Source organism: Bacillus sp. M6-12, from assembly GCF_002860285.1.
Lineage (GTDB): Bacteria > Bacillota > Bacilli > Bacillales > DSM-1321 > Peribacillus.
In genome coordinates this window covers 380,349-397,011 of the sequence record NZ_PGVF01000014.1, presented here as the reverse complement: position 1 = coordinate 397,011, position 16,663 = coordinate 380,349, and the positions used below count along the sequence as shown (strand labels likewise).

16 protein-coding genes and 2 pseudogenes are annotated in these 16,663 nt (G+C 39.2%); 1 reads left to right on the top strand and 17 read right to left on the bottom strand.

Annotated elements, in window-relative coordinates; all coding sequences use genetic code 11:
* Positions 1-77: 77 nt before the first annotated feature.
* The 7 genes and pseudogenes from CVD28_RS17055 to yneA form a co-directional block, all read right to left on the bottom strand.
* Positions 78-886, bottom strand: a pseudogene (locus CVD28_RS17055) (tyrosine-type recombinase/integrase).
* A gap of 262 nt (positions 887-1,148) precedes the next feature.
* Entirely contained in the window at positions 1,149-1,361 is a 213-nt protein-coding gene (locus CVD28_RS17050) for a YneF family protein (protein ID WP_101594075.1), read from the bottom strand.
* A gap of 84 nt (positions 1,362-1,445) precedes the next feature.
* The gene (gene sirA / locus CVD28_RS17045) at positions 1,446-1,886 is read right to left on the bottom strand and encodes a sporulation inhibitor of replication protein SirA (RefSeq protein ID WP_101594074.1); all 441 of its coding nucleotides are present in this window, start codon (positions 1,884-1,886) and stop codon (positions 1,446-1,448) included.
* Between the two features lie 265 nt (positions 1,887-2,151).
* Positions 2,152-4,158 (bottom strand): transketolase, encoded by a 2,007-nt coding sequence (gene tkt / locus CVD28_RS17040; protein WP_101594073.1) that lies wholly within the window; start codon positions 4,156-4,158, stop codon positions 2,152-2,154.
* Positions 4,159-4,377: 219 nt separating this feature from the next.
* Entirely contained in the window at positions 4,378-4,614 is a 237-nt protein-coding gene (locus tag CVD28_RS17035; RefSeq protein WP_101594066.1) for a DUF896 domain-containing protein, read from the bottom strand.
* A 65-nt stretch (positions 4,615-4,679) separates the two neighbouring features.
* Positions 4,680-5,333, bottom strand: a complete 654-nt coding sequence (locus CVD28_RS17030) for a YneB family resolvase-like protein (protein WP_101594063.1) — start codon at positions 5,331-5,333, stop codon at positions 4,680-4,682.
* Between the two features lie 14 nt (positions 5,334-5,347).
* Positions 5,348-5,659, bottom strand: a complete 312-nt coding sequence (gene yneA, locus CVD28_RS17025; RefSeq protein WP_101594060.1) for a cell division suppressor protein YneA — start codon at positions 5,657-5,659, stop codon at positions 5,348-5,350.
* 164 nt (positions 5,660-5,823) lie between these two features.
* Between yneA and lexA the strand changes: the two genes are divergently transcribed.
* Positions 5,824-6,447, top strand: a complete 624-nt coding sequence (gene lexA / locus CVD28_RS17020) for a transcriptional repressor LexA (RefSeq protein WP_101594057.1) — start codon at positions 5,824-5,826, stop codon at positions 6,445-6,447.
* A gap of 376 nt (positions 6,448-6,823) precedes the next feature.
* On the opposite strand, the gene CVD28_RS28850 is transcribed toward lexA, so the two are convergent.
* From CVD28_RS28850 to CVD28_RS16975, 10 genes and pseudogenes are all read right to left on the bottom strand, one after another.
* Positions 6,824-6,955, bottom strand: a complete 132-nt coding sequence (locus CVD28_RS28850; protein WP_257985894.1) for a hypothetical protein — start codon at positions 6,953-6,955, stop codon at positions 6,824-6,826.
* A gap of 279 nt (positions 6,956-7,234) precedes the next feature.
* On the bottom strand, positions 7,235-7,867 hold the full coding sequence (gene kynB, locus CVD28_RS17015; RefSeq protein ID WP_101594055.1) for an arylformamidase: 633 nt from the start codon (positions 7,865-7,867) through the stop codon (positions 7,235-7,237).
* An 81-nt stretch (positions 7,868-7,948) separates the two neighbouring features.
* Positions 7,949-8,815, bottom strand: coding sequence for a tryptophan 2,3-dioxygenase (kynA, locus tag CVD28_RS17010; RefSeq protein WP_374702542.1), 867 nt, complete (start codon positions 8,813-8,815; stop codon positions 7,949-7,951).
* A pseudogene (locus CVD28_RS17005) lies at positions 8,790-10,209 on the bottom strand (amino acid permease). Before CVD28_RS17005 ends, kynA begins: the two are co-directional and overlap by 26 nt.
* Positions 10,210-10,230: 21 nt before the next feature.
* Positions 10,231-11,472 (bottom strand): kynureninase, encoded by a 1,242-nt coding sequence (gene kynU, locus CVD28_RS17000; RefSeq protein WP_374702541.1) that lies wholly within the window; start codon positions 11,470-11,472, stop codon positions 10,231-10,233.
* Between the two features lie 376 nt (positions 11,473-11,848).
* On the bottom strand, positions 11,849-13,069 hold the full coding sequence (locus tag CVD28_RS16995) for a TerD family protein (protein WP_101594049.1): 1,221 nt from the start codon (positions 13,067-13,069) through the stop codon (positions 11,849-11,851).
* Between the two features lie 368 nt (positions 13,070-13,437).
* Positions 13,438-14,112: a serine/threonine protein kinase gene (locus CVD28_RS16990; RefSeq protein ID WP_101594047.1), complete on the bottom strand. Its 675-nt coding sequence runs from the start codon at positions 14,110-14,112 to the stop codon at positions 13,438-13,440.
* A 67-nt stretch (positions 14,113-14,179) separates the two neighbouring features.
* Positions 14,180-14,521 carry a phage holin family protein gene (locus tag CVD28_RS16985; protein ID WP_101594045.1) on the bottom strand — a complete coding sequence of 114 codons (342 nt, stop codon included), beginning with the start codon at positions 14,519-14,521 and terminating at the stop codon, positions 14,180-14,182.
* A gap of 184 nt (positions 14,522-14,705) precedes the next feature.
* Positions 14,706-15,449 (bottom strand): DUF421 domain-containing protein, encoded by a 744-nt coding sequence (locus CVD28_RS16980; RefSeq protein ID WP_180954194.1) that lies wholly within the window; start codon positions 15,447-15,449, stop codon positions 14,706-14,708.
* A gap of 131 nt (positions 15,450-15,580) precedes the next feature.
* The gene (locus tag CVD28_RS16975; RefSeq protein WP_101594041.1) at positions 15,581-16,180 is read right to left on the bottom strand and encodes a tail fiber protein; all 600 of its coding nucleotides are present in this window, start codon (positions 16,178-16,180) and stop codon (positions 15,581-15,583) included.
* Between the last annotated feature and the right edge of the window lie 483 nt (positions 16,181-16,663).

Here is a 16,663-nt window from a genome sequence, read left to right as displayed (position 1 = left end):
GGCGTACCAATTGCCGTGGGTGCGTCTTTTTTTATTTTAATACTGATTTTGATGAATTATTTTTTATCTTCCTATATTCATTCATGGGCTTGATGATATGATTGATCGTTACTCAAAGATTGTAAGTACCTCTGTGTGACGGATATGTCAGCGTGTCCGAGAAGCCTCGAAAGGCTATACACATCAATCCCTGCAGTAAGGCATGGGACCGAAAAGAAGTGGCGAAAACTGTGAGGGCTAACCCTTTTCCCCGTGATTTTTGCCCTTTTCCCAGCTTCTTTTATAACATTGTCTAATCCGACATGTGATATTCCGTTTCCTGTATAGGTTAAAAAATAATTTTTTTGAGTGATTTTTCTTTGAAATACTGCTTTTTGATTCGCTCATACTTGATTAAGATCCGTTTCAATGCCGGACTAATAAAAACAATCCGTTCTTTATTACCTTTTCCATTTACTAAAATCGTAGTATCCTTCACATTTACGGACTGTAACCCTCTGATTTCCATTGCTCTTAGACCACAGTCAGCTAACATTGTGATAATTGCCTTATTTCTTGTCTCGATATAGTTTTTATAGGTGAATACTTCAATCATTTCATGTACTTCCTCACCCGTGAGTCCTTCCAAAACCTTCTTTGGAACTTTGGGTATATCGACTTTCTTAATAATACTCTCTTTAAGATAACCCACCCTTTCACACCAATTGAAGAATGCAGCAACCATTTTCCACATTGAGACAATACTTTGTGGTTGTAATCCAGATTTCTGCTTTTCTCTTATGTAAGCTTTCAAATCGTAAGCTGTAACACTTTCTAATTCGGTGATTGCTAATTTTTCTTGCAGGAATTGCTTAATCTGCTTGTATTCTTGTCGTTTGTTAATCATGGTCTTATTGGTAAAGCCACGAGCTAAGCAATGGTATAAATACTCTTCAAAAACGTCTTCTAAGTCCATAAAAAAATGCCACCTCCCTGAATTTTTTATCAGAAAAGATAGCATTTTTTAAGAAAAAGAAAAATTAAGCAAAATTCATTGAAATTACTGAGAAAAATTCACTCTAAGTAATTTTCAAACCAGTAACTTTGCTTTCAACAAATGAGTGAAATCTATATAAAAGCCTATTATATCAAGCTTTCAAGGGCTTGCCTTATTTTTGGGCCTTTTGCATCTGGCTCATCATTTGGTTGATTTTCTTCTGAGATGGTTTCATACCCATTTGCATCATCATCATTTTCAGCATTTGTTCATTAATTGGCGGATTTTTCTTCAAGTAGCTCATCATATAGCGGCGAGCAATGAAAAACCCTAGCGCAATTCCGACAACTAGAGCCAGAATACTAGCTAGAATGATTTCCCACATATTACTTCCTCCTTCGTGTTGTCTATCATACAGTGTACTAGACCAATGTTTATTATACAATATACACCGCATGATTTCCTCTGTTTACACAAATTTTCTTTCTTTTATAGGCTTCAGCCAGCCATATCGCCGATTTTCAAGATCCAATGCCAAAAAGCAAGGTTCACACTTCCGTATGCTTTCAAAGAAAGAAGTCTCTGCTTCAAAGTTGCCTTCTGCTTTAATAGCAAGATGTTTTTGGTGTAAAGTTAATGTTGCTTTGCTTCTGCCATTTTTCTTTTCTATATAATATACCCCTTTTTGGAAAGAAAAATCCTTTCTTCCAACGGAAAGCTGTTCGAATAAGTTCTGAATATGCAAGGTAGGTATTGGCTTGGTTACAAATTCAATTTGCTTCTGCAAAATATCTTTTTTTATTCCGGTGGCAACATTATGCTCTAAAAACAGATTAAAGAATAGTTTTTCTCTGCCATAATAATGACGGGCAAATTCTTCTTCTATTAAGTAAATAAGATAGTTTCGCATATAACCGCCTCCTTGCCAAGCTTTTCTATTATTATATAGACGAAAACCGGAAAGATATGTTGGTTCGTGAAAAAAATATTTTCTTATTTTGTCGAATTGGAAATTTTCTGATAGTTACTTTCTTTTACTATAACGCTTTTCACGAAAACTGTAAATTTACATCTTTTTTGTTTTTTTATGGAGGATCGTTCCCCACTAAAAAAACCGGGCTGACGCCTGCCACCTTATTAAGGTACAGGCTATCAGCGCCGGCTGCTTGTGAAGTCTAATTATTAAGTAAGGCTTTTACACGGCTAACAACGTTTTGTACGGTAAAACCGTATTCTTCCATAATTTTTTCACCAGGTGCAGAAGCGCCGAACGTATTGATGGCTAATATATCTCCTTCATCTCCAGTGTAACGGTCCCATCCTAGGGGAGCCGCCATCTCGATGGCCAGGCGTTTTTTGACAGCAGGAGAAATTACACTTTGCTTATATTCCTTTGACTGTTCCTCAAAACGATCCCAAGCTGGCATACTGATAACAGATACGTCAATCCCTTCAGCTGAAAGAGCCTTTTGAGCATCGACCGCGAGATTAACTTCTGAACCACTAGCCAGAAGAAGTGCATCTGGTTGTTCTTTTCCTGAAGCGGAAACAATATATGCCCCTTTGGAAACACCTTCATATGCTTTTTCAGCTGTAGAAGCCAGTGTCGGCAGGTTTTGGCGTGTAAGCACCAACGCTGTCGGACGGTCTTTAGATTCCAAGGCGGCCTTCCATGCTGCGGCAGTCTCATTGCCATCTGCCGGGCGAATCACACTGAGATTCGGCATCGCCCTTAAGGCTGGAAGCTGCTCAACTGGCTCATGTGTCGGACCATCTTCACCAACAGCAATGCTGTCATGTGTAAATACATATGTTACCGGCAGGTTCATAAGCGCTGCAAGGCGGATCGCTGGACGAAGATAATCCGAAAATACGAAGAATGTTCCGGCAAACACGTTTAGGCCTCCATGTAGAGCCATTCCGTTAAGCGCTGCTCCCATCGCAAATTCACGGACACCGAACCAGATATTCCGTCCGCTATAATCACCCGGAAGAAAATCCCCAGCCCCCTTGATATCAGTTTTATTTGATCCAGCCAAATCTGCAGATCCACCAAAGAACGATGGAAGATTCTTTGCAATAGCATTAAGGACTTCGCCGCTTGAAGCACGGGATGCGACACTTTTCCCTTCTTCATAAACAGGAATGTCTTTATCCCAGCCCTCTGGGAGCTGTCCATTGATGGCGGCCTCCAGCTGCTCTCCCAGCTTTGGATTGGCTTCTTTGTACTGATTGAATAAACTATTCCACTCTTCTTCTTTCTTGCTGCCAGACTCTGCAACTGTCTCTTTAAAATGTGCATAAACTTCCTCAGGAACGTGGAAATCCTGGTCAAATGTCCAGTTGTAAAATTCCTTAGTCAGTTTCATTTCATCTTCACCAAGCGGTGCCCCGTGAACCGAAGATGTGCCTGAACGGTTAGGTGATCCATAGCCAATAATAGTTTTCACTTCAATCAGCGTAGGCCTTGATGTGTCAGATTTTGCTTTCTCAATCGCATTTGCTACTTCAGAAATATCATTTCCATTTTCGACTCTAATATAATTCCAGCCATAAGCCTTGAACCGTTCTGCTACGCTTTCACTAAATGATTTGTTTAGCTCCCCATCAAGGGTTATATCATTTGAATCATAAAGGACAATCAATTTGCCGAGCTTGAGGTGTCCTGCCAGGGAAGCTGCTTCAGCAGAAACACCTTCCTGCAGATCTCCATCTCCGCAAATACTGTATGTAAAATGGTCGACTACATTGTAGTCATTTGTGTTGTATGTTGCAGCTAAATGGCGTTCTGCCATCGCCATCCCAACCGCCATTGCGATACCTTGTCCAAGCGGCCCGGTAGTTGCATCAACACCTGGAGTATGTCCGTACTCAGGATGTCCCGGCGTTTTGCTGCCCCATTGGCGGAAGTTTTTAATATCATCCATTCCAACACCGTAACCTGATAGATGCAAAAGGCTGTAAAGCAGCATGGAACCATGTCCCGCTGATAAAACAAAACGGTCCCTGTTAAACCAGGCAGGATTTTGAGGGTTATGGTTCAAGAACCTTGTCCAAAGGGTATATGCCATTGGCGCAGCACCCATTGGTAAACCGGGATGGCCGGAATTAGCCTTCTCTATCGCGTCTATTGATAGTGTTCTGATTGTTGCAATTGAAAGATCATCAATTTTATTTAACATGAACAACATCCTTTCCTAAGTTAGCCTCTCCTTTTTAATATTATAGTTCTTATACTATATTGACAACTAAAATACATGCGGCTTTTTGTAAAGACGGTAATACATTCCAACTTGATGACACAATAAAAACTTGTTAAAGTATCCGTCTAAATCTTCCTTAGGATAAACAAAAAAAGAGAATACATTCAATGTATAATCTCTTTTTTGGTGACATTAAGTTTAATGCAAATTCTTTTTATCCCGCTTAATCTGTTTTATCTTTTCCGGAGTTACATCGTTTCCTTCCGGGTCAATTATAGTGACATTTTCAAGCGTATTAGACATAGACTGCCTGAACGTCTGTAAATACTCACTTCTTAATTGTGTTTGTTCCTTCGCCTCTTCTTTCGTCAATCCAATGTCTTTAGATTTGCGAGAGAGTTCATTGATGCGGGCGATTTTTTCCTTTGACAGCATGGCAATCGCTCCTTTTGGATTTTTCATATTGCCATGTTATATAAAAATAATGAAAAAAACAAGTTCTATGACTTACGGTTTTCTTTCATTGCATATTCAAGATACCGCCTATTAACAGTAGCTTTGGAGATATTAAAACCAAACCCTCTTAAGGTTGCGGCGATTTCAGCGAAGGTCAATCCATTTCCGCGCAGGCGGACAATTTCTTCAACTGGTATTTCCTTGCGCTCACGCCCTCCGGGATTGCCCCGGTTTTTTAAATTTTTCAGGGGCTGATATCCCTTGTCAATTGCCCTAAGCATTCCTCGCTTAATTTTGATATTATGTAATTTCCTCTGATATTCCTCAACAATCCCTACTATTTGAAGGACCATTGTGTCTGAATCCGAAAGTTCCATCTCGCCTTCATGAGCAAGCGAATAGAGTTTTGCACCCTCTTTTAAAATGACATGAAACAGGGCGATCTTTGCATTCCCTCTTCCCAGCCTCGTTTCATCCTGAACCAGAACGGCTACTGCTTTTTCTTCCCTGATTACTTCAAGCAGTTCAAAGATTCCGTCTCTGTCAAGTTCAAACCCGCTCGCCTGTTCTTTGATTACACCTGTTACAGCAAATCCCAGCCTTGCTGCTAGCTCAAGAAGCTCTTCCTGCTGACGCTCCAGGGAAGACTCCTGGGATTCCTTTTCTGTACTGACCCTGCAGTAAATAATCGCCTTCATAATTATCCATCCTTCTAAAAGTCTCCTGCCAAGTTTCCGATCTGCTTATCGTTAATTGCCGGTACCTTTAACTCCTGCCCTTGTCGAATTTGCCCGCCCTCGACTTGGTTATGTTTTTCAATCCATTTGATAATTTCATCTCTTGTATTAGCGGATGATTCATACTGGCCTGCAATATCCCACAATGTATCTCCGGATGATACTTTCACTGTTTGATAGCTATCCTTATCTTCCTTCGAAAAATTAATAGTCAGTAAAATTGAGAAAACTAAAGACAGGCAAATTAAGATTAAAGTATTTGAATGATTTCTGCATAATTGTTTCATGTTCCATGCCCCTTTCAGAATAACCGAATATTTGTTCGTTTTTATATTTGAAGTATATACCGAACATTTGTTTTGTGTCAACGAAAATTCGAACTTATGTTTGTATCCCTTGTTTTTCCATGCTATACTAAAAGTAAGATTTCGGAGATTGGGGTGCGTTAAAAATGACTAAATTATCCAAGAGGCAGCAAGATATACTTGCTTTTATAAAAGAAGAGGTCAGAAAGAAAGGCTATCCGCCTTCTGTTAGGGAAATAGGCGAGGCTGTAGGGCTGGCTTCCAGTTCAACCGTCCACGGTCATTTAGCCCGGCTTGAGAGCAAGGGGTTAATCAGAAGAGATCCGACAAAACCCCGCGCGATTGAAGTACTGGATCTTGATGAAGCGAGTACTATACCAAGAAGCAATGTAATAAACGTTCCGCTGCTCGGAAAAGTAACCGCAGGACTGCCAATTACAGCGATTGAGAATATTGAAGAATACTTCCCTCTTCCGGAGCATTTGGCCCCTCATGACGAACATGTGTTCATGCTGGAAATTATGGGAGACAGCATGATTGAAGCAGGCATCCTTGACGGAGACTTTGTCATCGTACGCCAGCAGAAAACAGCCAACAACGGGGATATAGTAGTGGCCATGACAGAAGAAGACGAAGCAACTGTAAAGAGATTCTTCAAAGAGAAAGATTATTTCCGCCTTCAGCCGGAAAATTCAAGCATGGATCCTATTATTCTACGAAATGTATCCATTCTCGGCAGAGTTATCGGCCTTTACCGTCAAATTCAATAACGTAGATTTTCTAAAGCGCATTCTGCGCTTTTTTTGTTTATGAAATATAGACTAGTTTCTAAAAATTAACTAAGTACAGTAACCTTAAATATATGACACCCGCTTAAGTAATGCCGCTTCAGGTTATTTTGTAATAGTTAATTTGTATAAACCGTATTTAGTGGTATCACAGTGTTTTTCTGCTAATGAGATAAAAAGACGCTCACACGATTACTGTATATATGACAAAAAAATGTCAAAAGAATAATGGAAAGTGGACGTTTATCAATTAATGTTAAGCAGCAAAGTAACTGCCTCTTCCCTGTTGAAATAGGTGTTTCTTTATACTTTAACCAAACTAAAAACACCCCCTTTATGCAGAGAGTGTTAATCCTACTTATAAATCGACTTTTGGCGTTTTATTTACCTTCTTTTTTTCTTCTTTATTTTCATAATTTCGGTCTATGCCTTTTACTCCTTTTGGTGATTTTCCACCAAGGCTAACATTTGTATACTCTTTTTCAGACACGTCATTCACCTCCGTATAGCTTAATTTGTCCATAAATATTTGGTTTATATGTAGATAAAAAAAGAGAAGTAAATAATTACTCCTCCTGTTCATCCTGTTCTTCAAAATGTTGGTCGCCATCAATTAATTGTTCCCAGTTGTTTTTGGTCATGTTCTCCCAAATTTGATCTATAAATTTCATTAGTTATCACCTCAGAAGTAGTATCAGTACTCCTTTACCCGTTTTAAGGCTGGTATAACCTCTGGTATGCAGTTTGGATCTAACCCAAGGGAAATGTATTAACCTTCATCCAGCTCTCTAATTACAGCACGCACCGGGCTGCCATCCGCTTCTGTTAATGGTAATGGCAAAGCGGCTATTTCATAATCACCCGGCTGGATTTCTTCCAGGACAAGACCTTCTAAAATATGGATTCCATTTGCGAAAAGCTGATGATGCGCTGGTAAACCCTTGCTATCTAGAGGGTCTACTGAAGGCAGGTCAAGGCCAAGCAGCTGAACTCCCTGATTCGCAAGATATTCGGCCAAGTCGGGTTCAATAAACGGAATCTTTTCTGGAAAACTCATCCTGCCTTGCCAGGCACCTGTATAAATGATCAGTCTGATAACCCCTTTAATATCAATACCGGAGAAATGGTGAACGGCAATGCTTTCTACATTAAGTAAATGAATTACCCTGGCTTTTCCGATATACAAATTCAGGTCTAGATCAATCACTTTTTTTCCATGGTTATCAAAATGGAATGGTGCATCAATATGCGTACCAGTATGGGTACTCATTGTTATTTGTCCTACATTAACCGACCCACTTTCTTCTTTCGACCAGTTAATTTTGTAGGAAAACGCTGTATCTCCTGGCCAAACAGGGACATTTTCATTCAATTGCTGTGATATATCCTTCCAAGGTTTCACTGCATTCACCCCATAATCGGATATGGACGGCCCTTTAAATAGCTGTTGATCTTCTAATCGATGCCGTCTACTTCTATGAAATTATAACCTTGTGCGTACACTCCATAGTTCAGGGAAGAAGTGCTGATCCATCGCCTTTTTTAAATAGGTTACACCTGAAGAACCACCTGTACCCTGTTTATGCCCGATGATCCTCTCCACCGTAGTCATATGGTTAAATCGCCAAATTTGCTGTTGGCTGCCAATATCAACAAGTTTCTCTGCCAATTCATATAAATCCCAATATCGGTCAACATTTTGATATACAGTAAGCCATGCCTTTTCTACACTCTCATTGTGCTGATAATTTTTGGACCAGTCACGATTAAGCGCATTTTCATCCACTGGAAGCCCTTTAATGGATAGCGCTTGAATCGCGGCATCATAGATTCCAGGCTCCTGCAGGGCAGTGAGCATTTTGTTATAAAGAACTTCCTCATGCTGATAGACATCGAGTTTATGAGCGTTTTTGTTTCCCAGCAGGAATTCTATTAAACGATTTTGGTAAGATTGAAAGCCAGATGATTGGCCAAGTTTATCCCTGAATTGCATGTAATCAGCAGGAGTTAAGGTTGAAAGAACGTTCCAGGATTGGATTAATTGCTGCTGGATTCTTGAAACGCGCGATAGCATCTTGAAAGAAGGTTCCAAATCGTTGTTCCGTATACATTGTCTTGCCGCAGTCAGCTCATGTATGGCCAACTTCATCCATAATTCACTTGCCTGATGTATCACGATAAACAGCATCTCATCATGATGCCCGGATAACCGGTGCTGACTTGAAAGAATTTTATCAAGATGAAGATAATCCCCATACGACATTGCTTTTTTAAAGTCAGTGCGAATTTCTTTTTCCATCGTTCCCCCCCCCAAACATGTCCCGTTAATCGATTTTGGTTTGTTTTGCAGTACTGCTGTCGTCAAAGTCTGTCCGCTGTCTGTTTTCCTGTCCTTTTTTCCATAGAAAATATGCGATTGTAAGGAATATTAACCAGGGAATGCCAAACTGCAGGACGATCTTAAAATTTGTAAACCATGTTGAAACAACTAAAGCAAATAAGAGTGCAGCACCTAAAATCGTCATGAAAGGATATCCAGCCATCCTTACCGGCAATTTACGACCTCCTGTTTCTTCCCATTTTTTCCGGAAGAACAAGTGTGATACAAAGACCATAAACCAGGTGAAAATGGCTCCGAACATCGATATTCCCATCAAGAAGGCATAGGAGGTATCAGGCGTCAGTGCAGTAACGGCAGCCGCGAGTAAGATTCCCATGGTTGAAAGCATCAGTGCATTTGCAGGAACACCATTCTTGCTAACTTTTCCTAAAAAGGCAGGTGCAAAAGTTCCTCGTGATAAGGAGTACATCATACGTGTGGAAGAATAAAGCTGGCTATTCATTGCAGATAACGCTGCCGTTAGGACAATAAAGTTTATGACTCCGGCGGGTGCAGCCGGGATGTTCAGGATTTCCATCACCTTCACAAATGGACTTTTATCAACACCAGCTGATTGCCACGGAACGATCATCAGCATGATGCCTATTGTCAAAACATAGAACGTCGACAAACGGAATACAGTAGCTTTTAGTGCTTTCGGGACCGCTACATCAGGGTTTTTCGCTTCTCCAGCAGTAACAGCTATCAATTCCGTCCCCAAAAAGCTGAACAATGAAATGAAAATTGCAACCCACATACCCCACCAACCGAACGGGAAAAACCCTCCTTCTTTTACAAAGTTGGCTGGACCCATTTCGCTTGATTGGGATCCGCCCAAAAGGACATATGCTCATAAAATGATAAACATGACAATTGCGCTGACTTTAATCATCGAAAACCAATACTCAAAAGTAGCAAAAGTGTTTACACTTCTCATATTGACGTAAATCAATACCGCGGCAAAAAAGGCAATCGAAATGATGCCAGGCACATCGGGAAACCAGTACTTCATATAAACAGCAATTGCGCTGACCTCTACCCCGACTGCCAAAACATTTGCAATCCAGTAAGAATACCTGACTAGAAAACCCGCAAGCTGGCTGATATACTTTTCAGCAATAGTGCCAAAAGAACCCGATGTTGGATAAGCGACCGTCATTTCTGACAAACAGCCCATTAGCAGCAAAACTGATGAAAGCTCCCATCACATAACTCATCAAAACGCTCGGCCCTGCTGTTTGTATCGCAAGTCCGCTTCCTAAAAACAATCCAGTCCCTATCGCACAGCCCATGGCGATCATCGTTAGCTGCTTTGTGCTTAATTCACTTTTTAACCCAGGTCCCTCATTGGCAGCCTGTTTCATCTTCTTCCCCCTAACTTGGGTCTACGCTACAACTTCGCGCTCATTTTGAAACTTTTCATATTGCTTATCATTCATTATTTTCTTTAGGATTTGAACGACTTCCCATACTTCCGTGAATGACGTATAAAGCGCAATTGGGGCGAGACGAATGATGTTTGGTGAACGGAAATCAGGGATTATGCCACTTACTTTTAAAGCTTTGCAGATTCTTGCTGCTTCTTTATGTTCAAGACTGATATGTCCTCCACGGCTGTTTTCATTTCTGGGGCTGCCTATGAAAAAACCAAGGCCGGTTAATTCATGGTCGATTAATCCAATTAAATATTCAGTGAGCTGCAGTGACTTTCGGCGAATATTTTCAATGCCGGCCTCCTGAAAAATCGCAAGTGAGCCGAGCAATGGTGCCAGACTTAAAATATGGGGAGTACCTATTTGGTAAGCACCAGCATTATCTGCTGGTATAAATGCATGTTCCATGTCAAATTGTTTATCTTTTCTGGAACCAAACCATCCGGCAAGACCAGGCCTTGTGCCAAAATGCCTTTGATTTACAAACAGCCCCCCAACGCTCCCGGGTCCACCGTTTAGATGCTTATAATTGCACCAAAATGCAAAATCAACATCCCATTCGCTAAATGAATGAGGGATGGCTCCAACAGAGTGGCAAGCATCGAATCCTATTAAAATGCCTCTTTTGTGTGCTTCGTCGGTTAGTTTTTTGACATTAAGGATTTGTCCGCTGCGGTATAAGACGGTTGGCAAAACGATCAAGGCTACTTCATCAGTCATTTGGTTAATGATATCGTCCTCTTCTAAATACCTTCCATCCCTGCTTTTTACTTGAATCAGATGTGAATCAGCGTCATTGCCATGCAGCTGAAGCTGGCTTTGGATGGCATATATATCAGAAGGAAATGTAAGCTCATCGGCTAATATTTTTGTTCGAATGCCATCAGGCGTATAAAACGTTGAAAGCAATTGATGCAGATTCACCGTTGTTGAAGCGCTTACAATAACCTCGTTAACAGAGGCGCCTACAAACGGTGCAACAAGCTGGCCAGCAGTTTCTGACATGTAAAACCACGGCTGGTTCCCTTTTGTCCAACCGTCTATTCCAAGCTGTTTCCAATCTTCCAGTGATTGTAATAATGTTTGTTCAGCTCTTTTTGAAAGTAGCCCTAAAGAGTTTCCATCCATATAAATAATGTTTGGCTGCAAATAGAATTCATAACGAAAATGGGACAGAGAATCATTTTCGTCCATTCTTTTTGCATAGTCCAAAGAGTTTTGATAAATTGATTTATCCAATCCATCACCCCCATAAAATGGTAATATCTATACAGTGGAAATCGTATCAAAGAAATTGAGCGGAAGTCAATCCTTCAGCAAATAATTCAGTGAAATCTGACAAATTCTCAAATAGGTTTTTTGTCCAAATAAAGCGAATGAGGAGGTTTAAAAAACACCAAAGTAAAATATCAATCGAATAGGAGCTCTTCGACCTTTTACCTTAGTAAAAAACCGATGCTCTTCGCTATATCTCCAACTTACTGCTATCCGGGGTATTCAACTATTCTTTATTACCTATTTGCGACATAAAAACCCCCCTTTAGGGAGGCTTAATTTAATTATTCATTCTTTACTGACCAAAGTAATTCAGGTAGTCTTCTTCATCTTTAAACTCGATTGGACCGACATCCATTCTAAAACTACCATCATTATAAAGCATAGGGGAGGCTTCGGAATTGTCACGTGAATAGCGCTCCACATGTGACACTTTCATTGCTTGACCATCAGTGAAGTCGATATGTGCCAGTGCTACCCAATACGCACGATCATTATATTCTAGAAGTGGAGCTATAACTACATTACCCATGTGGTTATCTACGACAGCTTTCGCCCGCATCGAATAAAAGCTTCCTACACCGTTACTTACTGCGCTATAAGCAGCAAATAAAACATATGCTAGTTCATCCGTTTTATAAATTTCAATTGTTTCTTTTCCAAACTCTTGAGAATCCCCATCAAGACGAATAAAAGGAGAATGGTTACTGCTTCCTAAATCTCTATAATAAACTTTTCCGGATTGACCGTTTTTTAATACATAAAAACAATATAGATCAAGATCTTTAGCTGTTTCCCATTCGAGAGTAGCTGTTATTCGCTGAGATTTTTTAATGTTAACAGATTGCTTTTTCTTTAACTCTATTTTAGAAATATTCACAATAGAAACAGCAGGGTTTCCCGATGGTTCATTTGATTCAGGCTTCTGTGTAGCCTGGTGAGTTTGCTGAGGTTGGATTGAAGTTTGTTGTGGTTCTTCCACATCTACCCCATACGATTTACATAAGGCTGCCAATCCCCCGAAATAACCCGCTCCTACAGAATTGAATTTCCAATGACCGGAATTTCTATATACTTCTCCAACTACAATAGCTGTTTCTTCAGTAAAAGAAATTGGAACTGGAAAACATAATAATTCTTGGTTGGTTTGTTCATGAATTACTCGAATGTTTATATCGGATATTTGTCGAAAAGATTCATTTGATTTGTATATGGTTAACGAAAAAACGATTTTTTGGACTTCGGCAGGTATTTTATGTAAAGACACTTGGAAGTTCTGTTTTGTTGAAAGGCCTGTATTGATTTTTGTTACTGATTTGCAAGATGAAGAGGGCTGGCCGTAAAATACAAAATCAGAATCGTCCTTTACCTTCCCATTTAGACCTATAAGAAATGCAGAAGCATCAAGCTCTATATCATCAGTTGATCTCCAATCAAGTTCAATTCGTATGGTTCGTATGTTAGGGTTTAGCTTTGTAATATCTGATTTTTGTCCTTTAACTAACACTACTGACATTTACTTTCTTCCTTTCATGTTTTCTCCATCTTTAATAACAAATTATACTGTAAAAATAGCAGGATTACGTTTGTTTATAAATTCCAATTCTATAATAATAGAATTCTAGCCGCCTTTAGATTTTTTTAACGGGATTAAATATGTATTCTTATCAATCCTCAAATAATTCCCTTGAGCTAGTTCTTGTACCAAGGCTCAAGGGAATTTCTGGTAATATTTCTTACTAATCCCATTTGTTGTAAAAGCAATAGGATGGGCTTGTTGACAGAATTTTAAAACATTACTATGGAACGTTCGGAATTGAGTATATACAGCTCATTGTCTCTATTCGGAACTAAATAAGTTTGTGATAGTCAAAAAAATCCTGTTTAAATCAAGCTTCTTTTTGTTCTTACTCGTTTTTTTACATTTTTATATTTACGATAGCCGTAACGAACTAAATCTAAAATAAAATAAGGGATTTTAATAGGAAACAGGTATAATGTATGTTTGTATATTTTATTATAGGCCGTTTCTAAATCATCCCATTTTTTGTCTATACCTTCTTTGTAAAAGTCTGAAATATCAACAACATAGCCTCTGCCGTCTTTCATCATGACGTTTTTGCCGTGAACATCATAGGGATTGAGTCCTTGTGTCCTTGCATAATCAAGTGCTTTGTTAACATCTTTAATAACACCTTGAGGAATTCTCTTTCCTTTATGGACGGCATCATACAATGTGATTCCCTTTAGTCTTTTCAGAATTAAATACCTATCACCAAAGCCTATTAATTCAGAATAAGCTGGATGTGAACCCAACTTTTGATATACATGCACTTCCTTTTTCAATGCTTTCACATCACGACTATATACCTTCACCACCCACTCCTCATAATTCAAGTGTAAAAACACAGCAGCATAGTTCCCAGCTCCAATACACTTCCATTGTTCCGGAACATTATCTACTTTTATGGGGTCAAAATCATGCTCGCTTGTTAGGTGCACTTTATATAACAATTCTCGTTCAATCAAATTTTTAAAATCAGAAATTTTATTTCTCATTCGACAACTCCTGCTTCTAATACATATCTTATTATATCTCTTGTATCCCCACTCCCCTATTTTTTTGTTATATGTTGATGAAAAAACTAAACCTGTCTTTGATAAAGCTAGGCACTTTAACGCCTAACTGAGACAAGTTTTCTAAGATTGATACACCTTCATTGCCCAAATAAAAAAGCACTGTCATAAGTGCAAGTGCTCCATTTATGCCCAATATAATATCAATAACATTTGTCAGAATAATTGCAGAAAGTACTCCAATCTTCCTTGCATATCCCCACCACGCTGTACGACTTCTTAAGCGTTTTTCTTTAACGGCCCCCAACACACCTGTTACGATATCAACCGCCATAGCAAGCAACAATAGATCAAGGTATTTTACATCACCGAATAGGTATGAATGTACAATTTGTAAATGTTCCGTGTTTTCCCTCCAATCCTAAAAGGATGAGCATATAGCCTACCCTGAAATTAAGCATAAAAAATACACCCTATCAGGTGTTTACTTTATTGCACATAATGTTCCGGAAACGGCAAAAAAACCAACACTTAGCTGTTGGCTCTCTCATTCACCATTGGATATTTAACCTAAACTAATTATCTTCACCTGGTTTATAGAAATTTGGATCATTTTTATGTCCCAAAATTTCATTGTCATCTATTTTTAATTTTCCGTCTCGAGAATAGGTAGCCAGCATTATTTCATCTACCCTTAATCCAACTTTTTTTAGTTCTATATACAGCCACTCTCTATCAAGTTTTAGAAACTTTAAATTATGACCAATGATTTCTCCATCCATAATTAATGGAATAGGAATAAAAGTCTCGTTAACCTTTTTACTCAGATCTGCAGGTTGGACAGGACGAAAATCAGATTTCGGAATCACGCTGATATTCCCAGTATCCTCCATTAGGGCTATAGAAATCTTAGAAGTATCTGTGAAGCCTTTAATACGTAGTTGTGCCAATAATTCATCCAAAGGCATACGAACTTTCTTCAACCCATCCCTATCGATATCACCGTTCCGAATTAAGACTGTCGGACTTTCATAAAGAACCCATCGTAATTTATTATTTAAAGCTATCTTGGCAAATATTTTATATAAAATCACTAGCATAATCGAGTAGATAACCGATTTTACTAAGTTAGCGTCCTCTAACGGTTCACTTATCACATTACCTAGTATAAGGATGTACAATAAGTCAAAACTGTGCATCTGCGCAACAGCTTTCTTTCCGGTTACTCTCAAAAGAAGATATCCCACTATAAAAATCAGTATTGACTTATATATAATCACCATAAAGAATAATACTCCTTTAAAGACGTCTTCTTTCATTAACCGCTCCATGAATATTAGGATTCTCAAAGAGTTCGCTGACTATTCCAATTATTTATGTCTGGTGTACTTTCAAAAAATTATACACACTGTTCCGCATAATGGTCCGTATGTGACATAAAAAAAGACCTTTACGCTTCGTAAGGTTCTCCTGTCATTTCTTCGTATTGTGCTGGTGTAATCTTACCGTAGCTCAGCAAGCCCTTGTTCTGCGTTATCGGCTTTGGAATACTCATAAACGAAACCGTTGCATGTGTACTGGCTAACGTTTGACTAGCGATTAGTGTCATGCCACCAGTATTCGGTAAAGGTTGCCAGGAAATACTTCCATCTGTCGATCCAGCCATAAGCACCTTACCGTCATTTGTGGTGCCTGTGGCAGGAACGTGCATATTTCCATCGCCTGTGGGATGCGAATAAACCACTGTTTCGGCATTGTTAACCTTAATGTTTCCGTTAGTCGTCGATGAAGCTACTGTCGATTTACCATTCACCAGATCATACGCCTTCTTCACCGCATTAGCTGTCGCCGCTTGGGTTATTAATGTGCTCTTGATATTATCATTTAGTTGAACATGACCAGCTATGGTTGTTGACGCAGTTTCCGCCTTATGCGCAGTAAGTTCCGATTGAGTAGCAGCATTTTTATCAATGGCCCCTAAATTAGCTGTGTTAAAATAATCTGTATCTGTAAGTTTAGGAATCTTTAAATTTGGCGTTTCTATAGTCATTCTTTCACTTCTTACTGTTTATAAGTTGACCATTCTGCCATAGTTAGTTAAGTTTTTAGTACTAATATCACTCATTGTTAACTGGTAGTTGTTAAATTCGCCCTTTGTAAGATAAGCGTAAAGATAAGCTATTTCTAAATGAGCAGGTTTAATCTCATTAATCCTTTTCTTTAGTCTTCAATATTCGGAGGTATGCCCCTTATTGATTAACTAACATTGACTGTACCCACCACCGCATCTTGTGTACCTCCAATAGTTACATTTGTAGTACCAGCATTAATGTAAGATTTCTATAGTCACTTATCTCGTGAAATACTAGGTCTATCCTGGAAGAGTGTAGACTTTGATGAGAACTCAAACTTTCCACACAGGAAATTTCATGGCTGGCGACATTTGCATCCAGTCTATTGTTACAAAGTGGAGTGAACGTAAAGATGATAGCTACCAGGTTAGGACATTCATCTCCTATTAACACTCTCCAAA

Bases quoted from the DNA above. Each gene is read 5' to 3' on its own strand.
- CVD28_RS17050 (WP_101594075.1), bottom strand. From the start codon at position 1,361: ATGTGGGAAATCATTCTAGCTAGTATTCTGGCTCTAGTTGTCGGAATT.
- sirA (WP_101594074.1), bottom strand. From the start codon at position 1,886: ATGCGAAACTATCTTATTTACTTAATAGAAGAAGAATTTGCCCGTCAT.
- tkt (WP_101594073.1), bottom strand. From the start codon at position 4,158: ATGTTAAATAAAATTGATGATCTTTCAATTGCAACAATCAGAACACTA.
- CVD28_RS17035 (WP_101594066.1), bottom strand. From the start codon at position 4,614: ATGCTGTCAAAGGAAAAAATCGCCCGCATCAATGAACTCTCTCGCAAA.
- CVD28_RS17030 (WP_101594063.1), bottom strand. From the start codon at position 5,333: ATGAAGGCGATTATTTACTGCAGGGTCAGTACAGAAAAGGAATCCCAG.
- yneA (WP_101594060.1), bottom strand. From the start codon at position 5,659: ATGAAACAATTATGCAGAAATCATTCAAATACTTTAATCTTAATTTGC.
- lexA (WP_101594057.1), top strand. From the start codon at position 5,824: ATGACTAAATTATCCAAGAGGCAGCAAGATATACTTGCTTTTATAAAA.
- kynU (WP_374702541.1), bottom strand. From the start codon at position 11,472: ATGGACGAAAATGATTCTCTGTCCCATTTTCGTTATGAATTCTATTTG.
- CVD28_RS16995 (WP_101594049.1), bottom strand. From the start codon at position 13,069: ATGTCAGTAGTGTTAGTTAAAGGACAAAAATCAGATATTACAAAGCTA.
- CVD28_RS16990 (WP_101594047.1), bottom strand. From the start codon at position 14,112: ATGAGAAATAAAATTTCTGATTTTAAAAATTTGATTGAACGAGAATTG.
- CVD28_RS16980 (WP_180954194.1), bottom strand. From the start codon at position 15,449: ATGAAAGAAGACGTCTTTAAAGGAGTATTATTCTTTATGGTGATTATA.
- CVD28_RS16975 (WP_101594041.1), bottom strand. From the start codon at position 16,180: ATGACTATAGAAACGCCAAATTTAAAGATTCCTAAACTTACAGATACA.